This is a genomic window from Klebsiella sp. CN_Kp100 (assembly GCF_040065315.1).
GTDB lineage: Bacteria > Pseudomonadota > Gammaproteobacteria > Enterobacterales > Enterobacteriaceae > Klebsiella > Klebsiella oxytoca.
In genome coordinates this window covers 133390-153233 of the sequence record NZ_JBEAIJ010000006.1, presented here as the reverse complement: position 1 = coordinate 153233, position 19844 = coordinate 133390, and the positions used below count along the sequence as shown (strand labels likewise).

19 protein-coding genes and 1 tRNA gene are annotated in these 19844 nt (G+C 54.1%); 14 read left to right on the top strand and 6 right to left on the bottom strand.

Annotation, left to right across the window (positions count from 1 at the left end; translation table 11 throughout):
- Positions 1–49 precede the first annotated feature (49 nt).
- From ABLV12_RS06760 to ABLV12_RS06750, 3 genes are all read left to right on the top strand, one after another.
- On the top strand, positions 50–1240 hold the full coding sequence (locus tag ABLV12_RS06760) for an MFS transporter (RefSeq protein WP_348866930.1): 1191 nt from the start codon (positions 50–52) through the stop codon (positions 1238–1240).
- Positions 1241–1343: 103 nt separating this feature from the next.
- Positions 1344–2141: an endonuclease/exonuclease/phosphatase family protein gene (locus ABLV12_RS06755; RefSeq protein WP_024359141.1), complete on the top strand. Its 798-nt coding sequence runs from the start codon at positions 1344–1346 to the stop codon at positions 2139–2141.
- Positions 2142–2226: 85 nt separating this feature from the next.
- On the top strand, positions 2227–2997 hold the full coding sequence (locus ABLV12_RS06750; RefSeq protein ID WP_004099138.1) for a class I SAM-dependent methyltransferase: 771 nt from the start codon (positions 2227–2229) through the stop codon (positions 2995–2997).
- A 54-nt stretch (positions 2998–3051) separates the two neighbouring features.
- On the opposite strand, the gene mltD is transcribed toward ABLV12_RS06750, so the two are convergent.
- Together mltD and gloB are read right to left on the bottom strand one after the other, a co-directional pair.
- On the bottom strand, positions 3052–4419 hold the full coding sequence (mltD, locus tag ABLV12_RS06745) for a murein transglycosylase D (protein WP_004099139.1): 1368 nt from the start codon (positions 4417–4419) through the stop codon (positions 3052–3054).
- A 71-nt stretch (positions 4420–4490) separates the two neighbouring features.
- Positions 4491–5246 (bottom strand): hydroxyacylglutathione hydrolase, encoded by a 756-nt coding sequence (gene gloB, locus ABLV12_RS06740; protein ID WP_004110766.1) that lies wholly within the window; start codon positions 5244–5246, stop codon positions 4491–4493.
- A 32-nt stretch (positions 5247–5278) separates the two neighbouring features.
- On the opposite strand from gloB, the gene ABLV12_RS06735 reads away from it, so the two are divergent.
- Complete coding sequence (locus tag ABLV12_RS06735; RefSeq protein WP_004099141.1) at positions 5279–6001, top strand: class I SAM-dependent methyltransferase; 723 nt, start codon at positions 5279–5281, stop codon at positions 5999–6001.
- On the opposite strand, the gene rnhA is transcribed toward ABLV12_RS06735, so the two are convergent.
- Entirely contained in the window at positions 5998–6468 is a 471-nt protein-coding gene (gene rnhA / locus ABLV12_RS06730; RefSeq protein WP_064344793.1) for a ribonuclease HI, read from the bottom strand. The two genes, ABLV12_RS06735 and rnhA, sit on opposite strands and share 4 nt — an antisense overlap.
- A 65-nt stretch (positions 6469–6533) precedes the next feature.
- On the opposite strand from rnhA, the gene dnaQ reads away from it, so the two are divergent.
- Positions 6534–7265, top strand: coding sequence for a DNA polymerase III subunit epsilon (dnaQ, locus tag ABLV12_RS06725; protein ID WP_085955793.1), 732 nt, complete (start codon positions 6534–6536; stop codon positions 7263–7265).
- Positions 7266–7397: 132 nt separating this feature from the next.
- Positions 7398–7474: transfer RNA gene (locus ABLV12_RS06720), tRNA-Asp, on the top strand.
- 211 nt (positions 7475–7685) lie between these two features.
- Here ABLV12_RS06720 and ABLV12_RS06715 read toward each other — a convergent pair.
- Positions 7686–8456 (bottom strand): amidohydrolase, encoded by a 771-nt coding sequence (locus ABLV12_RS06715; RefSeq protein WP_004099144.1) that lies wholly within the window; start codon positions 8454–8456, stop codon positions 7686–7688.
- 179 nt (positions 8457–8635) lie between these two features.
- Entirely contained in the window at positions 8636–11080 is a 2445-nt protein-coding gene (gene fadE, locus ABLV12_RS06710; RefSeq protein WP_004099146.1) for an acyl-CoA dehydrogenase FadE, read from the bottom strand.
- Positions 11081–11318: 238 nt separating this feature from the next.
- Here fadE and lpcA point away from each other — a divergent pair, with 238 nt between their 5' ends.
- Together lpcA and ABLV12_RS06700 are read left to right on the top strand one after the other, a co-directional pair.
- Positions 11319–11900 (top strand): D-sedoheptulose 7-phosphate isomerase, encoded by a 582-nt coding sequence (lpcA, locus tag ABLV12_RS06705; protein ID WP_004099149.1) that lies wholly within the window; start codon positions 11319–11321, stop codon positions 11898–11900.
- A 209-nt stretch (positions 11901–12109) separates the two neighbouring features.
- On the top strand, positions 12110–12877 hold the full coding sequence (locus tag ABLV12_RS06700) for a class II glutamine amidotransferase (protein WP_004099151.1): 768 nt from the start codon (positions 12110–12112) through the stop codon (positions 12875–12877).
- Here ABLV12_RS06700 and dpaA read toward each other — a convergent pair.
- Positions 12848–13588, bottom strand: a complete 741-nt coding sequence (dpaA, locus tag ABLV12_RS06695) for a peptidoglycan meso-diaminopimelic acid protein amidase (RefSeq protein WP_004099152.1) — start codon at positions 13586–13588, stop codon at positions 12848–12850. The genes ABLV12_RS06700 and dpaA overlap by 30 nt on opposite strands.
- Before the next feature lie 413 nt (positions 13589–14001).
- On the opposite strand from dpaA, the gene ABLV12_RS06690 reads away from it, so the two are divergent.
- The 6 genes from ABLV12_RS06690 to nqrF are packed head-to-tail and all read left to right on the top strand — an operon-like array spanning position 14002 to position 19843.
- The gene (locus ABLV12_RS06690; protein ID WP_064398582.1) at positions 14002–15345 is read left to right on the top strand and encodes a Na(+)-translocating NADH-quinone reductase subunit A; all 1344 of its coding nucleotides are present in this window, start codon (positions 14002–14004) and stop codon (positions 15343–15345) included.
- 3 nt (positions 15346–15348) lie between these two features.
- Positions 15349–16587, top strand: a complete 1239-nt coding sequence (locus ABLV12_RS06685) for an NADH:ubiquinone reductase (Na(+)-transporting) subunit B (protein ID WP_004099158.1) — start codon at positions 15349–15351, stop codon at positions 16585–16587.
- On the top strand, positions 16580–17374 hold the full coding sequence (locus ABLV12_RS06680) for a Na(+)-translocating NADH-quinone reductase subunit C (RefSeq protein WP_004099160.1): 795 nt from the start codon (positions 16580–16582) through the stop codon (positions 17372–17374). The genes ABLV12_RS06685 and ABLV12_RS06680 overlap by 8 nt, the downstream gene beginning before the upstream one ends.
- Positions 17367–18005: an NADH:ubiquinone reductase (Na(+)-transporting) subunit D gene (locus ABLV12_RS06675; RefSeq protein ID WP_004099162.1), complete on the top strand. Its 639-nt coding sequence runs from the start codon at positions 17367–17369 to the stop codon at positions 18003–18005. Before ABLV12_RS06680 ends, ABLV12_RS06675 begins: the two co-directional genes overlap by 8 nt.
- Positions 18006–18011: 6 nt before the next feature.
- On the top strand, positions 18012–18608 hold the full coding sequence (gene nqrE, locus ABLV12_RS06670) for an NADH:ubiquinone reductase (Na(+)-transporting) subunit E (protein WP_004099164.1): 597 nt from the start codon (positions 18012–18014) through the stop codon (positions 18606–18608).
- Between the two features lie 11 nt (positions 18609–18619).
- Entirely contained in the window at positions 18620–19843 is a 1224-nt protein-coding gene (gene nqrF / locus ABLV12_RS06665) for an NADH:ubiquinone reductase (Na(+)-transporting) subunit F (protein ID WP_004099166.1), read from the top strand.
- The last annotated feature ends 1 nt before the right edge of the window (position 19844 follow it).

Below are 19844 nucleotides of genomic sequence, written 5' to 3'. Positions count from 1 at the left end.
ATCTCTTCATACTACGTGTCATCTTAATCCTGTTGATACGGAGTACATTATGCCGCTGGCGCTACTTGCCTTAACTATCGGTGCCTTTGCGATTGGCACGACTGAATTTGTCATTGTGGGCCTGGTGCCTGACATTGCTGAGCAACTAGCTATTTCGCTACCTTCTGCAGGGCTGCTGGTTTCTATCTATGCGTTGGGCGTAGCGATAGGTGCTCCTGTGCTCACCGCGCTGACCGGGCGTATGCCGCGTAAGCAGCTACTGCTGGCGTTAATGGCGCTGTTTACCGCTGGCAATCTGCTGGCATGGCAGGCGCCGGGTTACGAGACTCTGGTTCTGGCGCGCCTGCTGACCGGGCTGGCGCATGGGGTATTCTTTTCGATCGGTTCGACAATTGCGACCAGCCTGGTCGCGAATGAGAAAGCGGCCTCGGCGATTGCGATTATGTTCGGCGGGTTAACCGTTGCGCTGGTGACCGGCGTGCCGCTAGGCACCTTCATTGGCCAACACTTTGGCTGGCGTGAAACATTCCTGGCCGTGTCTATTCTTGGCGTAATCGCGTTAATGAGCAGCCTTATTCTGGTTCCTAATAACATTCCTGGCCGCGTCAGCGCGGGTCTGCGCGCTCAGCTTAAGGTTCTGACCCATCCGCGTTTACTGATTATCTACGCGATCACTGCTCTGGGGTATGGCGGCGTATTTACGGCATTTACCTTCCTGACGCCGATGATGCAGGATCTTGCCGGATTTAGCCCATCGGCCGTCAGCTGGATCCTTCTGGGCTATGGTGTTTCAGTGGCGATAGGTAACGTATGGGGCGGAAGGCTGGCGGATAAACATGGCGCCGTGCCCGCGCTGAAGCTGATTTTTGCCGCCCTGGCTGCGCTACTGGCGATCTTTCAATTTACGGCCAGTGTGCATTATGCTGCTCTGGCGACGGTTTTGGTGATGGGGATCTTTGCTTTTGGTAACGTTCCGGGACTGCAGGTGTACGTGGTGCAGAACGCGGAGCAATACACTCCTGGCGCGGTTGACGTTGCCTCTGGCCTGAATATTGCAGCATTTAACATTGGCATTGCGTTAGGTTCGGTGATTGGCGGGCAGATCGTAGCGCATTATGGTCTGGCCCAGACGCCGTGGATCGGCGCTCTGATTGTGCTGGTGGCGCTCTTACTGGTCGGAATTAGCGGCCGGCTTGATAAGCCAGGGCTTCGCGCTAACGGCCCTGGCGTAGAAGGCTAAAGGTTTCTGGCAAATTGCATTGAAAGTGTCTACAAAAATCCCTATAACAGAAGAACCAGCCGCAGTCGGGCTGGTTTCCTGTTATCGAGGTTTGATGCCTAAATTGCGAAAGAATACCTATGCCATGCGCTATGTCGCCGGACAGCCTGCGGAGAGAATTTTACCTCCGGGGTCGTTTGCAGGCATGACTCCGGCTTTTCCGGCGGGAGTACCGTTAAGTTCGGATGAAAAAATCCGCGTACTGGTGTGGAACATCTTCAAGCAGCAGCGCGCCGAGTGGAAATCAGTTCTTAACAACTTTGGTAAAGATGCGCACCTGGTGTTGTTACAGGAAGCGCAAACTACACCTGAATTAGTGAAGTTTGCCACGTCCAACTACCTTGCAGCGGACCAGGTTCCTGCGCTAGTGCTGCCCCAGCATCCTTCCGGCGTGATGACGTTAGCCTCTGCGCATCCTATCTACTGTTGTCCTCTGCGTGAACGCGAGCCTATCCTGCGGTTGGCGAAGTCGGCATTAGTGACCGTGTATCCGTTACCGGATTCCCGCCTGCTGATGGTGGTCAATATTCATGCGGTTAACTTCAGCCTTGGCGTCGATGTCTACAGCAAGCAGCTGCTGCCGATTGGCGATCAGATCGCCCATCACAGCGGGCCGGTGATTATGGCAGGCGACTTTAATGCCTGGAGCCGCCCGCGAATGAATGCCCTGTACCGCTTTGCGCGCGAAATGTCGCTGCGCGAAGTTCGTTTCTCTGACGATCAGCGCCGCCGTACGTTTGGCCGCCCGCTTGATTTTGTCTTCTATCGTGGGTTAAGCGTACACGATGCTTCCGTACTGGTGACGCGTGCCTCCGACCACAACCCTCTACTAGTCGAATTCAGTCCCGGCAAGCCTGATTAATTAAGGTATGTCAGGCCTGCCACGGGGCAGGCCTGCGTATGCATGGTGCTGCCTTTATTACTCAAAAAAACCGAAGGACAATGCAATGACAACACGCTCTCATCATGACCATGTAGAAATGCAGTTTGGCTCACAGGCCAGCGCCTACCTGACCAGCGCCGTACACGCCTCCGGGCGCGATCTGCAACGTCTGGCCGAAAGGCTGGCGGATTTTCCTCAGGCGCACGTGCTGGATATGGGATGCGGCGCCGGCCACGCCAGCTTTGCGGCGGCAGGGCAGGTTGCACAGGTGACGGCGTATGATTTATCCAGCCAGATGCTGGACGTTGTGGCTCAGGCCGCACGTGATAAAGGTTTTGCTAATATTACCACTCAGCAGGGATATGCCGAGTCTTTGCCTTTCGCTGACGCCAGCTTTGATGTAGCGATCAGTCGTTATTCTGCGCATCACTGGCACGATGTCGGTCTGGCGCTGCGTGAAGTGAAGCGAGTGCTGAAGCCGGGCGGAGTAATGATTATTATGGATGTGATGTCGCCCGGTCATCCGGTTCGCGACGTCTGGCTGCAGACCGTTGAGGCCCTGCGCGATACTTCCCATGTCCGCAACTATTCCAGCGGCGAATGGCTGGCAATGACGAGCGAGGCCGGTCTGGTGATTAATCATCTGCTGACCGACCGCTTGCCGCTGGAGTTTGGCTCATGGATTGCGCGCATGCGAACGCCAGCGGCGCTGGCGGAAGCGATTCGCTTATATCAGGAGAGCGCATCGGCTGAGGTTAAGGCCTATTTTGCCCTGCAGCACGATGGTTCGTTCACCAGCGATACGATTATGTTTGAGGCCCACAAGGCGGCCTGACGCCGGGATAAAAAAAGGCACCGCATGGGTGCCTTTATCATGCCTGATGAATCATCAGGATTCTGGTCTGTCGCTGTTTTTCACGAACAGCGTCAGCTGATCGCCGGGCTTCAGGTTGCCAGTATCGCTATTCCAGCGCATGACATCACGAATGTTGACGCCATGGCGTTTCGCAATGCTCGACAGAGAGTCGCCTTTGCGCACGCGATAAGTGATGCTATCGCTGTTGTTAGCCAGACGCTCGGCGCTGCTGCCTGCGCCAATCACCAGATTCTGACCAACCTTCAGGTTAGAACCGCGAATACCGTTCCACTGCTGCAGATCTTTGGTTGATACGCCGAGACGCGACGCAATGCCGGAAATCGTATCGCCGGAACGCACCTTGTAGCTACGGCTGGTTAACGGCTTGTTGTCAGCCAGCAGCGTCGGCTGCACGGCTGCAATATCGCCGGAAGCCAACGATTCGCGCAGCTGTGCGGCGTGCTTCTGCGGCACCAGCACATAGTTTGGCCCATTCGCGCCCAGGGTTGATCCTTTGACGCCAGCATTGAAGGTCTTCAGCTTGCTGACCGGCATTCCTGCCATATCGGCTAACTGTGAAATCTCAACCGGGCTGTCGAGACGTACGCGCGCCAGAGCCCGGCTTTCGTCTGCCGTCGGCAGCCTCACGCCGTAGCGCTTGCTGTTCTTGAGGATATCGCTCAGGGCCAGCATTTTCGGTACGTATATTTTGGTTTCATGCGGCAAAGACAGCGACCAGAAATCGGTGGGTTTACCACGCGCTTTGTTCGCTTTGATCGCCTTCATGACCCGGCCTTCGCCGCTGTTATACGCCGCAACGGTTAACAACCAGTCGCCGTCGAACATTTTGTTCAGACGTTGCATCATGTTTAACGCTGCCGTGGTTGAGGCAACGATGTCACGACGCGCATCGTAACTGCGGGTCTGTTTCAAACCATAATTGCGCCCGGTGCTCGGAATGATCTGCCAGATGCCTGCGGCATTGGCGCCAGACGTTGCGTGCGGGTCAAAAGCGCTCTCCACTATGGGTAGTAATACCAGTTCCATCGGCATGTTACGTTTCTTAACTTGCCCGGCTATCCAGTACATATACGGCTCTGCCCGTAAAGTTACATCGTGGAGATAGCTCTTATTTCTTAAATACTTCTGTTTTTGTTCGCGAATCCGGACGTTTTCCGGAATTCCCATCTTTAGCTCGTCGCCTATCGAAGTCCACAGATCCTGGTCTTGCGCGTAGAAGGTTCCATCATCTAACCAGCGCGCTCGACTTGTGAACTTGCTTGCTTCCCCTTGACTCGCTGCAGAAAGGCTCTGTGCGTGCTGTTGTACGGTGCCATCGTTTTTAGACGCCTGGCACCCCACCAGCAGGACAGAGGCGAGTAAAATCGCTCGTGCCTTCATGTGTGTGTCAATAGTTGCTTAAAAGACGAGCAAGGATAACGGTGAAGTCCCCCGAAGACAAGAATTAAATCTCAGAAGTCGTCTTTCTTTGACCTTAACCACGCAAATCTCTGAACAGAGTGTTGCAAATTTGTTTCTTTGTTTATTTCTTCAATTAAATCATGATCATCTGTACGTAAAAATAAATTTATACGACGTTCATTTTTCAGAGTTACGGGTAGTGTCTTTTGTTTTTTTGCGCGTAACTCATTAACTTTGCGATAGTAATCATTTATATCCTTATCATGGGGCAAGATGCTCATTGCAAACTTCATATTTGCTAAAGTGTACTCATGTGCGCAACATATTAACGTTTCATCAGGAAGGGCGTTAATCTTGTTAAATGATTGATACATCTGGTCTGGTGTGCCTTCAAAGAGTCTGCCGCAGCCGCCGGAAAACATTGTATCGCCACAAAAGAGATAAGGTTTACTGTAGAAACAGATGTGTCCTAAAGTGTGACCTGGCGTAGCAAAAATAGAAAATTCGCGGCCCAAAACGGACAGGCTTTCTCCGTCCTTTACGATGCAGGTTGCTCCCTTATCCTGGGTTTCTGCCGGTCCGTAAACCGCTATTGCCGGGAATTTTTCACGTAGTTGTTTTACGCCGCCAACGTGGTCGTGATGGTGATGCGTTAAGAAGATGGCTTCTGGCTGCCAGCGGTTTTGTTCTATCGCGGCGAGCACCGGCTCGGCTTCTCCCGGGTCGACTATCAGACAGCGGCCGCTATCTTCACTGAGAACCCAGATGTAGTTGTCCTGAAATGCGGGAATACTGATAAGATTCATAAATTACCTCTAAAGCGTAGCGGAAGGTTGCGATGAAGCCGGCAAGGATACCTCAGACAGTTACAGCGCCAGAGCACTGGTCCAGCATGCCCTGGGGCGAATACTACCGCGAATCGCTGGAACGGCAGATGAAACCGTGGCTGGCTAAATTATATGGCTTTCATTTACTTAAGATTGGCAATCTGAGCGCGGAAATCAATACGGAGTCCTGTGCGATTTCCCATCAGGTGAATGTCTCTTTACAGGGTAATCCCGTGCAGGTAAAGGCCGATCCGCTGCATTTGCCTTTTGCCGAGAAGTCGGTTGATGCCTGCCTGCTGGCGCATACCTTACCCTGGTGTAGCGATCCGCATCGACTGCTGCGGGAAGCAGACCGAGTGCTGATAGACGATGGCTGGATCATTTTGACCAGTTTTAACCCCATGAGCCTGATGGGGTTGCGCAAGCTGGTGCCGGTCTTGCGCAATAAGCCCCCCTATAACAGCCGCATGTTTACTTTAACGCGTCAGATGGACTGGCTGGCGCTGCTGAATTTTGAAGTGATGCATCACGGTTGCTACCAGGTCCTTCCCTGGTCTCGTCACGGGGGGAAAATGCTCAGCACCCATTTACCTGCTTTAGGATGTTTACAGCTCATTATTGCCCGTAAACGTACGATCCCCTTGACGCTAAACCCGATGAAATCGGGCAAAGCAAAAAAACGGATACCGCAGGCAGTGGGCGCCACACGTCAGTGGCGCAAGGGGCAAAATTAGCGCTGCTCTGCCAGATAACCGGTATCATCCCGGGTGGGATGAGAGGCGGCCGCGCGCGCCAGTTCGTCGCAGCGTTCGTTTTCCGGATGCCCCGCGTGGCCTTTGACCCACTCCCATTTTATTTTGTGTTGACCCAGCGCAGCGTCCAGGCGCTGCCAGAGATCGACATTTTTAACTGGTTTTTTGTCCGCCGTTTTCCAGCCGCGCTTTTTCCAGTTGTGGATCCACTGAGTAATACCCTGACGCACATACTGGCTGTCGGTACTGAGGATCACTTCGCAATGTTCTTTCAGCGCTTCGAGGGCGACGATGGCGGCCATCATCTCCATGCGGTTATTCGTCGTGAGGTTAAAGCCTTCGCTAAAGGTTTTTTCTTTTCCGCGATAGCGTAAAATTGCACCGTAGCCGCCGGGGCCTGGATTGCCCAGGCAGGAACCATCGGTGAAAATTTCTACCTGTTTGAGCATCTCTGGTAGACTTCCTGTAATTGAAATCGATACGTAAAACGGTAAGTCTGACATAAATGACCGCTATGAGCACTGCAATTACACGACAGATCGTTCTCGATACCGAAACCACCGGTATGAATCAGATTGGTGCGCACTATGAGGGGCACAAGATAATCGAGATCGGCGCGGTAGAGGTGATCAACCGCCGCCTGACCGGGAACAACTTCCACGTCTATCTTAAGCCGGACCGTCTGGTGGACCCTGAAGCTTTTGGCGTCCACGGTATTGCGGACGAATTCCTCATGGATAAGCCCGTGTTTGGCGATGTTGTCGATGAGTTTCTCGATTACATCCGCGGCGCGGAGCTGGTCATCCATAACGCATCGTTCGATATCGGCTTTATGGACTATGAATTTAGCAAGCTGAATCGCGGCATTCCGAAGACCGATACTTTTTGCAAGGTGACCGACAGCCTGGCCCTGGCGCGTAAAATGTTCCCGGGCAAGCGCAATAGCCTTGATGCTCTTTGCTCGCGTTATGAAATAGATAACAGCAAGCGAACGCTCCACGGGGCTCTGCTCGATGCCCAGATTCTGGCCGATGTTTATCTGATGATGACCGGCGGCCAGACGACGATGGCTTTCTCTATGGAAGGGGAAGGGCAGCGGCAGGCCGGAGATACGGGAATACAGCGCGTTGTCCGGGCAGCCAGTAAGCTACGCGTAGTTTATGCCACTGATGAAGAGCTGGTGAACCATGAATCCCGCCTCGATCTGGTACAAAAGAAAGGCGGAAGCTGCCTGTGGCGGGCATGATTGGGCAGTAAACGCGTTAAAAATAATCTGATGGGTGATTTTTGCAGCAAGCGATTCAAAAATGAAGAAAAAGCGTTGACGGAGTAGAGGGGAAACCGTAATATTCGCCTCGTTCCCAACGGAACAGTATGTGGAGCGGTAGTTCAGTCGGTTAGAATACCTGCCTGTCACGCAGGGGGTCGCGGGTTCGAGTCCCGTCCGTTCCGCCACTATTCAGAAAGCCTGAATCAGAAATGATTCAGGCTTTCGTCGTTTTAGCCTGCTGAATCATTACTCTTCCCTCTTTTCGCCAGCGAGCGGTATGCCGCATTAACGCTTTTGCTCTGAGCAGCGTGAGTTTTCTCTGGGGTCTCAGGGGCGCGTTATCGCGGGGGTTTAAGGCATAAAGAAAGGGAGCACAGGCTCCCTGATATGCGGTTTTTAATTGAGCGTGAAGGGGTCGGCATCCTGCCAGGCTGGAAACTTCTCGCGATACTCGTTCAGCGCCGTCAATGAAAGCTCTGCGTCAAGGCGAGTGGCCTGATGCGGCTCGGCGGTGGCGATAATTTCGCCCTGCGGCGTAATTATCCGACTGTCGCCCCGGTAATGGTGGCCATTGCCGTCGGTACCGACGCGATTGCATCCGGCAACATAAGCCTGATTTTCGATAGCCCTGGCCACCAGTAGCGACTGCCAGTGCGTTGAGCGTGGTGCGGGCCAGTTGGCAACATACAGCGCTAAATCGTAGTCGTTATGATTGCGCGACCAGACCGGGAAGCGCAGGTCGTAGCACACCAGCGGCAGGATCCTCCAGCCGCGCCATGCAAAAATGACCCGTTCGTTACCCGCCTGGTAATGGTGATGTTCATCCGCCATGCGGAACAGATGTCGTTTATCATAGAAATGGATTTTACCCTCGGGCTCCACCAGCAAAAAACGGTTAACGGGCCCGCGTTCCGTTTGCAGCGCCGCGCTGCCGGCAATCAGCGCATTGGTTTGCGCGGCTTTAGCTCCCATCCAGGCAACCACTTCCTCTTGCGATAGCGACTGTTTTGCCGCCTCCATCGCGAAACCGGTGGTGAACATTTCGGGTAAAACAATGAGGTCCCGCCCGGTAATCCCTTCCAGTTGACGATCGAAATGACGCAGGTTGGCGGGACCGTCCATCCACACCAGCGGTTGTTGTAAAAGGGTAATTTTCAGTCCGGGCACGGTGGTAACTCCAGCGTTGTGAAAGGAATGATAAATACTTTAACACCATATCAGCAGGCGGAGGGCTCACGGAATAGTTTGTCAAAGAAATGACAGGACGGGATATCGCTTATGGAGAACTGCCAGAAAAAAGAGAGGCGGGAGGCCCGCCTCGATCGTGATGTGATTATTTTTTAGTTTTAGGCCGCTTCAATCTTGCGAACCTTCTCCGGCAGCTTTACCGGTCGGGTCGCCAGTTCATCCGGGGCGAAGTCGTCGACGTTAATGCTGCGCAGACGGCTGGTTTCAGCACGGACCAGGATGTCCGCCTCGTCCTGATTGATTAACCCTTTTGCCAGCGCGTTACGGGCCAATTCATCAAGTCGGGTAAAGGACAGATTCTTGCCCAGCTCTTTACAGATACGCTGGTGGATAGGATCTGCCGCCATCACATCAAGCAGCGCTTCCTCCAGCAGACCGACCGGGTTATGCTCGCTCGGCGTCAGATACTGACCGCGGCCGATACGAGAACGCGTCGCGCTCGGAACCTGCAGGATTTTCGCGACTTTATGATCCAGCTTGTCTGAAGGCGCCAGGTAATGACGTCCGGTCGGGAAGATAGCCACGCGAAGCGCGCCCGCTACCAGACGATTCGGGAAGTTCACCAACAGATCGTCAATCGCCTGCTCGGCCTGATACAGCGCATCCTGCACCCCCCAGTGCACCAGCGGTAAGTCCGCTTCGTTACGCCCCTCATCGTCATAGCGTTTCAGGACCGCCGACGCCAGGTAGAGCTGGCTCAGCACATCGCCCAGACGCGCAGAAATTCTTTCACGACGCTTCAGACTACCGCCCAGTACCGCCATTGAGACATCGGACAGCAGAGCCAGGTTGGCGCTCAGGCGGTTCATATGCTGATAGTAGCGACGAGTGGCATCGCGGGTCGGCGAGCTGCTGGTAAGGCCGCGAGTCAGGCCCAGCCAGAAACTGCGTACCTTGTTGCTTCCTACGTGGCCGATGTGTTTAAACAGCAGCTTATCGAAAGCGTTAACGTCGTTATTCTGCGCCGCCGCCATTTCATCCAGCACGTATGGATGGCAACGAATCGCCCCCTGGCCGAAGATCATCATGCTGCGGGTAAGAATATTCGCGCCTTCAACGGTGATGGCGATTGGCGCGCCCTGATAAGCCCGCGCCAGGAAGTTTCCGCTGCCGAGCATAATGCCTTTACCACCGGTAATATCCATTGCATCGATGATCGAGCGCTGGCCGCGGTGGGTACAGTGGTACTTCACGATTGCCGACAGTACCGCGGGTTTTTCGCCAAGCATAATGCCGTAGGTAATCAACGAGGCGGCAGCATCCATTACGTAGGCGTTGCCTGCAATACGCGCCAGCGGTTCTTCGATTCCTTCCATTTTACCGATGGAGATTTTGAACTGGCGGCGAATGTGCGCATAGGCGCCGGTGGCCATGGCGACAGACTTCAGGCCCCCGGTGGCGTTCGATGGCAGGGTGATACCGCGACCTACGGATAAGCACTCAACGAGCATCCGCCAGCCCTGGCCGGCCATGGTCGGGCCACCGATAATGTAGTCGATAGGAACGAAAATATCTTTTCCCTGGGTCGGACCATTCTGGAATGGAACGTTCAGCGGGAAATGACGACGACCGATCTCAACGCCCGGCGTGGTTGTCGGGATGAGGGCGCAGGTAATACCCAGCTCTTCTTCACCTCCCAGCAGACGGTCGGGGTCGGAGAGTTTAAATGCCAGCCCCAGCACGGTGGCGATAGGGGCAAGCGTAATATAGCGTTTGTTCCAGGTCAGACGCATACCCAGCACCTGCTGGCCTTGCCATTCGCCCATGCAGACCACGCCGGTATCCGGAATCGCGCCGGCATCTGAACCCGCTTCCGGGCTGGTCAGCGCGAAGCAGGGAATTTCCTGGCCGCGAGCCAGGCGTGGCAGATAGTGATTTTTCTGTTCTTCCGTACCGTAATGCTGCAGCAGCTCGCCCGGGCCTAATGAGTTAGGCACGCCGACGGTAATCGCCAGAATACCGGAGACGCCCGACAACTTTTGCAGAACGCGAGCCTGTGCATAAGCGGAGAACTCCAGCCCGCCGTACTCTTTCTTAATGATCATCGCAAAGAAGCGATGCTCTTTCAGATAAGCCCACAGCTCCGGCGGCAGATCCGCCATTTCGTGAGTGATTTCGAAGTCGTTCGCCATTCGGCAGGCTTCTTCAACCGGGCCGTCAATAAAGGCTTGTTCTTCGGCAGTCAGGCGCGGCTGCGGGTAGTTGTGCAGTTTCTGCCAGTCGGGATTGCCGCGGAACAGATCGCCTTCCCACCATGTTGTCCCGGCATCAATTGCTTCTTTCTCGGTACGCGACATCGGCGGCATGACCTTACGGAAAGCGCGGAAGGCTGGCACTGAAATCATAGATTTGCGCATCGGCGCAAAATTGAACGGCAGTAAAAGGATTGCCAGCGGGACCAGCAGCCAGATATTCCACAGCCCTGCAATGCCGAGCGCGGCGGTCCAGAGCAGCAAAATCGCGCTGCTGAGCAGCAGACTGATTCGGTGATAGAAGAGCGCACCGAGTAAAACAACGGTTGCAACAATACTCAAAATCATCATAGAGAAATGCTCCCTGTCTTGTAGGAGGTCTGACCACTTGTGATGATATGGTTGTAGTGGATGTAATTTGTTTTAGCAATGTGTTTACAAAATAATTACAACCTTGCTCACATTGTTGTACGGAATTGCGGCACATAAAAGCAAAACGCCAGAGGATAACCGCGCCTGCGGCTTCTCGCTTCGCCGGCTATCCGGTAAACTGCCTGGGTTATCCCACCCATACTGAAGGATTATCCTCATGTACCAGGATCTTATTCGTAACGAATTGAACGAAGCCGCCGAAACGCTGGCCAATTTTCTGCAGGACGAAGCCAATATCCATGCGATTCAGCGCGCAGCGGTGCTGCTGGCGGATAGCTTTAAGGCCGGCGGTAAGGTGCTCTCCTGCGGTAATGGCGGTTCGCACTGCGATGCGATGCACTTTGCGGAAGAGCTGACCGGGCGCTATCGTGAAAATCGCCCCGGCTATCCGGCCATTGCGATTTCAGACGTGAGCCACCTTTCTTGCGTGAGTAATGATTTTGGCTATGAATATGTTTTCTCGCGCTATGTGGAATCTGTGGGGCGTGCAGGGGACGTACTGCTGGGGATCTCCACTTCCGGAAATTCTGGTAACGTCATCAAAGCGATCGAAGCTGCCCGCGCTCAGGGCATGAAAGTTATTACCCTGACCGGTAAAGACGGCGGTAAAATGGCGGGCTCTGCGGACGTTGAAATCCGCGTACCGCATTTTGGCTATGCCGACCGCATTCAGGAAATCCATATTAAAGTGATACATATCCTGATTATGCTGATCGAAAAAGAGATGGTTAAAGCTTAAGAGGCTATTTTGTTAGCCATTTTGAACCCGGTCAGTGCTCAGACAAAACTCACCGAGTTTTGAACGCCCTTCAGGGCGGCCCGGAGGGTGAGCGTAGCGAATCATCCTCACGTACATGATGTACGCTCCGGTTTCTGTGCGCTGGCCGTGTCCAAACTGACAGCACCAATAACGCCTTTTATGTTTCAGTAAGTGGTATGAGGTGATCTATGTGCGAACTGCTCGGGATGAGCGCGAATGTGCCAACTGATATTTGTTTCAGCTTTACCGGGCTGGTTCAGCGCGGTGGCGGAACCGGGCCGCATAAGGACGGCTGGGGAATTACCTTTTATGAAGGTAAAGGCTGTCGCACATTTAAAGATCCGCAGCCTAGCTTTCAATCGCCCATCGCTAAGCTGGTGCAGGAATACCCCATTAAATCCTGCTCGGTTATCGCCCATATTCGTCAGGCCAACCGCGGTATTGTCGCGCTGGAAAATACTCATCCCTTTACCCGCGAACTCTGGGGACGTAACTGGACCTATGCGCATAACGGCCAGCTGGAGGGGTATGAGTCTCTCGAGACGGGAAATCTGTATCCTGTCGGGGAAACCGATAGCGAAAAGGCGTTCTGCTGGCTGCTACATAGCATCACCGAACGCTATCCGGAAATGCCGGGAGACATGGTTGAGGTTTTCCGGTTTATCGCCACGCTCGCCGGGGAGCTGCGTGAAAAAGGCGTGTTTAACATGCTGCTCTCCGATGGGCGCTACGTCATGGCGTTTTGCTCAACGAATTTATACTGGATTACGCGACGGGCGCCGTTTGGCGTAGCGACGCTGCTGGATCAGGATGTCGAGATTGACTTTCAACGCGAGACCACACCGAATGATGTGGTCACCGTTATCGCCACCCAGCCGCTGACCGGTAACGAAACCTGGCATAAAATCATGCCAGGCGAGTGGGCGCTATTTTGCCTCGGGGACCGTGTAGTTTGAAGCAAGCTGTGGCTGAACGACTTCGTGGCTGAGCGGTTTGCTCACTACGTAGCGGCCATCGACTACGGAAACCACCGGCGGCTTGTGCGTCAGGCGGAAGTAATCATACCCGGGTTTCAGCTGCTTCCAGAAATCCGCGAAGTAGGAAAACTTGTGGCGCGCCATGTTGGCATCGGTCATGCGGAAAGGATAAATACTCACCTGAACGTTGGGCTGACCAAAAACTAAGGCGCCGGTGACGAACTGGAAAATCTCGTCAATGCCGGTATCGGTCATGGCGTAGCAGCCGACCGATACGCAGGCGCCGTGAATCATCAGATATTTGCCTTCGTAACCATGCGCGCGATCGTAGGCGTTCGGAAAGCCGATATTGATCGCTTTATAGAAACGACTATCGGGTTTTAACTGGTTACGGGAAACATTGTAAAAACCTTCCGGGCTTTTGAAGTCGCCCTGACGCTGCTTTGGCCCGAGACCGCCGGAGTAGTTACAAATGCGGTAGCTGTCGAGAAGCTGCCAGGTTTCGCCCATCTTGACGTAAAGATCGAGCATGCGCTCTTCTTTAAAGATCTCAATGTAGACCGGCGAGCCCATGAGCTGCTGCTTATACTCTTTGCTCATCGGCGTTGTCGAGCTGTTACTGCTAAGTAGCCCTGCGAATGAAACGCATGGCAACAGAAGCATCGCAATAAATAATGCGATTTTGCGCATACTACTTGTTCCTTGATAAAACAAATAACCACATTGCCAGGACGGCAAGAGAGACCCGAAATCAGAGTATTCTGGTTTTAGAGCGCTCACATTAGCATCACGGCATTTTTTCGCAAGCACGACGTGCTGCGTTTACGTCTGAGTTTTCCGTTATAGCGAATCCTGGGGCAAAGCGCAGTCAGAACTTTGCGTAATAGCTCGCATTTTAGAACCACTTAGTGGCGGTTTGTCTACAGGCGCCGCTCACGAAATGTTACACTTGGCCCGCTAACTGTTCAGGGTAAGAAAGGATGCTTCTCTCCCGTCTTGTGAATCACCAGGACTATGATGTTCCTTTCTTCCTCATATATTCCATTAATTATGCTGGCCTCGGCCCGAAACCGGGGTTTAAGTAACGGATACCTGCTAACGATATGATTAAAATCACGAAAGGGCTGAATTTGCCCATAGCTGGCATGCCATCACAGCAGATTTCTTCGAAGACTGCGGTCAAGCGCGTTGCGCTGTTGGGTGAAGAGTACGTAGGTATGCGCCCATCAATGGCGGTGCGTGAAGGGGACCGGGTGCAAAAAGGTCAACTTCTGTTCGAAGATAAAAAAAATCCTGGCGTGCGTTTTACTGCACCTGCGAGTGGAACCGTCAGCGCCATTCATCGCGGCGAGCGCCGGGTTCTGCAGTCGGTCGTTATTGATGTGGATGGCGAAGAGTCCGTTCATTTTCCCCGCTATGAATTAGCCGAACTTGCCGGATTGACGCGCGAGAGCGTTCAGCAGCAGCTGCTGGAGTCCGGGCTGTGGACGGCATTTCGCACCCGCCCTTTCAGTAAAATACCTGCGCCGGGCAGCGTTCCTGCGGCCATTTTTGTCACCGCGATAGACACGAATCCGCTGGCGGCAGATCCTCAGCCAATCATTCTGGCCCAGCGCGAAGCGTTTGACGCCGGTTTGACGCTGTTGACGCGGTTGACCGACGGTAAAGTTCACGTGTGTCAGGCTGGCGGCGGCAAGCTTGGCGGGCATCCTGTCGGCCAGGTGACCTTTAATCAGTTTGCCGGTCCGCATCCGGCCGGGCTGGCGGGGACTCACATTCATTTTCTTGAGCCGGTCAGCCTGAAAAAGCAGGTCTGGCATCTTAACTATCAGGATGTTATCGCCATTGGCAAAGTGTTCCTTGAAGGGGAGTTGTACAACGAACGCATCGTTGCTCTTGGCGGCCCGCAGGTCAAAGAGCCTCGTTTGTTAAAGACCTGCTTAGGTGCCAGCCTTGATGAACTGCTTGAAGATGAGCTGCTGGACGATGAAAACCGCATTATCTCTGGTTCAGTCCTCAGCGGAACCCATGCGTGCGGGCCTCATGCTTTCCTTGGGCGCTTTCATTTACAGATAAGCGTTGTGAAAGAGGGGCGCGAGAAAGAGCTATTCGGCTGGGTGATGCCGGGGAAAGATAAATTCTCCATTACCCGTACCACCGTCGGTCACTTTCTGAAGCGTAAGCTATTTAATTTCTCGACGGATACCAACGGCGGCGAGCGGGCTATGGTACCGATTGGCAACTATGAGCGAGTGATGCCGCTGGATATTCTGCCCACCATACTGCTGCGCGATTTGCTGGCGGGCGATACCGACAGCGCGCAGGCGCTGGGCTGTCTGGAACTGGATGAAGAAGACCTGGCGCTTTGCACCTACGTTTGTCCCGGCAAGTATGAATATGGTCCGGCATTGCGCAGCGTGTTAACCCAGATTGAGCAGGAAGGATAAGTGATGGGCTTAAAGCAACTGTTTGACAAACTTGAGCCGCACTTTACGCACGGCGGCAAGCTGGAAAAATACTACCCGTTGTTCGAAGCGACGGCGACCCTGTTCTATACACCCGGTCAGGTGACGCGCGGAGCGGCGCACGTCAGAGACGCCATCGACCTTAAGCGGATGATGATACTGGTGTGGTTCGCCGTTTTCCCGGCGATGTTCTGGGGAATGTATAACGTTGGTCTGCAGACCATACCGGCGCTGGCTAAATTATATAGCGCTGAACAGCTGCAGCAGGTCATCGCCGGGAACTGGCACTACAGCATTGCCCAGTGGCTGGGGGTAAACTTCACCGCTGATGCCGGCTGGCTCAGTATGATGACGCTGGGTGCGGTATTTTTCCTGCCTATCTACATCACCGTGTTTCTTGTCGGTGGGTTCTGGGAAGTCCTGTTTGCTATCGTGCGTAAGCACGAAATAAACGAAGGCTTCTTCGTGACCTCAATCCTGTTCGCGCTGATTGTACCGCCATCGCTGCCGCTATGGCAGGCTGCGCTCGGGATCACGTTTGGCGTCGTCATGGCCAAGGAGATCTTTGGCGGAACCGGGCGTAACTTTCTCAACCCGGCGCTGGCGGGGCGGGCCTTTCTGTTCTTTGCCTGGCCGGCGCAAATTTCCGGCGATCTGGTGTGGACCGCAGCGGATGGCTTTTCCGGCGCGACGCCGCTGTCCCAGTGGGCTAGCGGCGGCGGTGAATCGCTGGTTAATGTCACAAGCGGACAGCCGGTAAGCTGGATGGATGCCTTCCTCGGCAATATTCCGGGCTCGATTGGCGAGGTTTCGACGCTGATGATTCTGATCGGCGGCGCCATCATCATTTTCGGTCGCGTGGCTTCCTGGCGCATTGTCGCTGGGGTATTCCTCGGCATGGTGGCTACCGCGACGCTGTTTAACTTCATTGGCTCTGATACCAACCCGATGTTTGCCATGCCGTGGTACTGGCATCTGGTTCTCGGCGGTTTTGCTTTCGGCATGATGTTTATGGCGACGGATCCGGTGTCCGCGTCGTTTACGGATAAGGGTAAATGGAGCTACGGCCTGCTGATCGGCGTGATGTGCGTCCTGATTCGCGTCGTCAACCCGGCCTATCCGGAAGGGATGATGCTGGCGATCCTCTTCGCCAACCTCTTTGCGCCGCTGTTCGATTACCTGGTGGTGCGGGCCAATATTAAGCGGAGGAAGTCGCGTGGCTGAGAATAAAAGTAACGATAGCATCGGCAAAACGCTGCTGGTGGTGCTGGTGCTTTGTCTGGTCTGCTCAATCGTGGTCGCCGGTTCTGCCGTGGGGCTAAAATCACGCCAGCAGGAGCAGCGCGCGCTTGATAAACAGCGCAATATCCTGGCGGTTGCTGGTCTGATGAAGCAGGGAATGAGCGCAGATGAAGTGGCCGATATTTTTAAGGCCCGCATCTCTCCACGATTAGTCGATCTCGCTAGCGGGGAGCTGCTGGATAAAGACCCGAGCAAATTTAATCAGGCCCAGGCCCTGAAAGATCCGCAGCAGAGCTTGCAGCTGGAAGCCAGCCAGGATCCGGCGGGTATTAAACGCCGCAGTAATATCGCCGAAATATATCTGGTGCGTGATGAAAAACAGCAGATTCAGGAAGTCGTACTCCCTATTTACGGCAACGGTCTGTGGTCGGTGATGTACGCGTTTGTGGCGCTGGAAACCGATGGCCGTACGGTAAAAGGGATCACTTATTACGATCATGGCGAAACGCCGGGGCTGGGCGGGGAAATTGAAAACCCCAACTGGCGCCAGCAGTTCGTCGGTAAACAGGTGCTTGATGATAAAGGGATGCCTGCGCTGAGAATCGTCAAAGGCGGCGCGCGTCCTGGCGACCTGCACGCCGTTGATGGCCTGTCGGGCGCAACGCTGACGTCAAACGGCGTGCAGCATAGCTTTGATTTCTGGATGGGCAAACTGGGCTTTGGCCCATTCCTGCAAAAGGTGCGAGAAGGGGAGCTGAATAATGGCTGATTTGGGCGACATGAAAGAAATGAAGCGCGTGCTGGTGGGGCCGCTTATCGCTAATAACCCTATCACTCTGCAGGTACTGGGCGTCTGCTCCGCGCTGGCGGTGACCACCAAGCTGGAGACCGCTTTTGTAATGACTATTGCGGTGACGCTGGTTACGGCATTCTCCAGCATGTTTATCTCCATGATTCGCCACCACATTCCGAATAGCGTGCGCATCATTGTACAGATGGCGATTATCGCTTCGCTGGTTATCGTCGTCGATCAGGTGCTACGCGCGTTTGCCTATGAGATCTCGAAACAGCTTTCGGTTTTCGTCGGTTTGATCATCACTAACTGTATCGTGATGGGGCGCGCCGAAGCCTATGCCATGAAGTCGCCGCCGTTGGCGAGCTTTATGGACGGTATTGGCAACGGTCTGGGATACGGGGCGATCCTAATCATCGTCGGTTTCCTGAGAGAGCTGATCGGCAGTGGTAAGCTATTCGGTATTACCGTGCTGGAAACGGTGCAGAACGGCGGCTGGTATCAGCCAAATGGTCTGTTTCTTCTGGCACCCAGTGCGTTCTTCATTATCGGTTTGTTGATTTGGGCGGTGCGCAGCTGGAAGCCTGAACAGCAGGAAAAGGAGTAACCGACCATGGCTCACTACATTAGCCTGTTTGTCCGCGCCGTGTTTGTTGAAAACATGGCGCTGGCCTTCTTCCTGGGAATGTGTACCTTCCTCGCCGTGTCGAAAAAGGTCTCAACCGCTTTCGGTCTCGGCGTTGCGGTAACGGTCGTACTCGGACTGGCGGTACCGATCAATAACCTCGTGTATAACCTCGTGCTGCGCGACGGCGCGCTGGTGGAAGGCGTTGACTTAAGCTTTCTGAACTTCATCACCTTTATTGGCGTGATTGCCGCGCTGGTACAAATTCTGGAGATGATCCTCGATAAGTACTTCCCGACGCTTTATAACGCGTTGGGGATCTTTCTGCCGCTGATTGCCGTTAACTGTGCGATTTTTGGCGGCGTCTCCTTCATGGTACAGCGCGACTATAACTTCACCGAATCCATCGTTTACGGCTTTGGTTCCGGCGTCGGCTGGCTGCTGGCGATTGTGGCGATGGCGGGTATTCGCGAAAAAATGAAATACGCAAACGTGCCTGCGGGTCTGCGCGGGTTAGGGATCACCTTTATTACCACGGGTCTGATGGCGCTGGGCTTTATGTCATTCTCCGGTGTGCAGCTATAAGGGCGGAAAGTATGGAAATAATTCTTGGCGTAGTGATGTTCACGCTGATCGTCCTGGTGCTATCCGGGCTGATATTGGCCGCGCGTTCGAAGCTGGTGAATGCGGGCGATGTGGTCATTGAAATCAATAACGAAGCGGATAAACAGATCCGTACTCCGGCGGGCGACAAGCTGCTGAATACGCTCTCCAGCAACGGAATCTTCGTCTCGTCGGCCTGCGGCGGGGGCGGCTCCTGCGGCCAATGCCGGGTGACGGTGAAAGAGGGCGGCGGTGATATCCTGCCTACCGAACTTTCTCATATCACCAAGCGTGAGGCGAGAGAGGGCTGCCGCCTGGCCTGCCAGGTCGCGGTGAAGCAGAACATGAAAATTGAGCTGCCGGAGGAGATTTTTGGCGTTAAGAAGTGGGAATGTGAAGTTATCTCGAACGATAACAAAGCCACTTTTATCAAAGAGCTGAAGCTGCGCGTGCCGGACGGCGACGCGGTTCCGTTCCGCGCAGGCGGGTATATTCAGATCGAATGTCCATCGCACAAGGTCGCTTATGCTGACTTTGACGTTCCGGATGAGTATCGCGGCGATTGGGATAAATTTAATCTCTTCCGCTATGTCTCGGATGTAAAAGAGCCTACGTTACGCGCCTACTCCATGGCTAACTATCCGGAAGAGAGGGGCATCATCATGCTCAACGTGCGTATCGCAACCCCGCCGCCGCAGGTACCTGATGCGCCTCCGGGAATTATGTCTTCCTATATCTGGTCGTTGAAGCCGGGCGATAAAGTGACGATTTCCGGGCCGTTTGGGGAATTTTTTGCCAAAGAAACGGACGCTGAAATGGTCTTTATCGGCGGCGGTGCCGGGATGGCGCCGATGCGCTCGCATATTTTCGATCAGCTTAAGCGCCTGCACAGTAAGCGTAAAATCAGCTTCTGGTACGGCGCGCGCTCTCTGCGAGAAATGTTCTATGATGACGAATTCGAGCAGCTGGCACGTGAAAATCCGAACTTTACCTTCCACGTGGCGCTCTCCGATCCGCAGCCTGAAGATAACTGGACCGGTCATACCGGCTTTATTCACAACGTCCTGTATGAAAACTATCTGCGCGATCACCCGGCGCCGGAAGATTGTGAATTCTATATGTGCGGGCCGCCGGTGATGAACGCCGCGGTCATCAAAATGCTGAAAGATCTCGGCGTTGAGGATGAAAACATCATGCTCGACGATTTTGGAGGCTAAT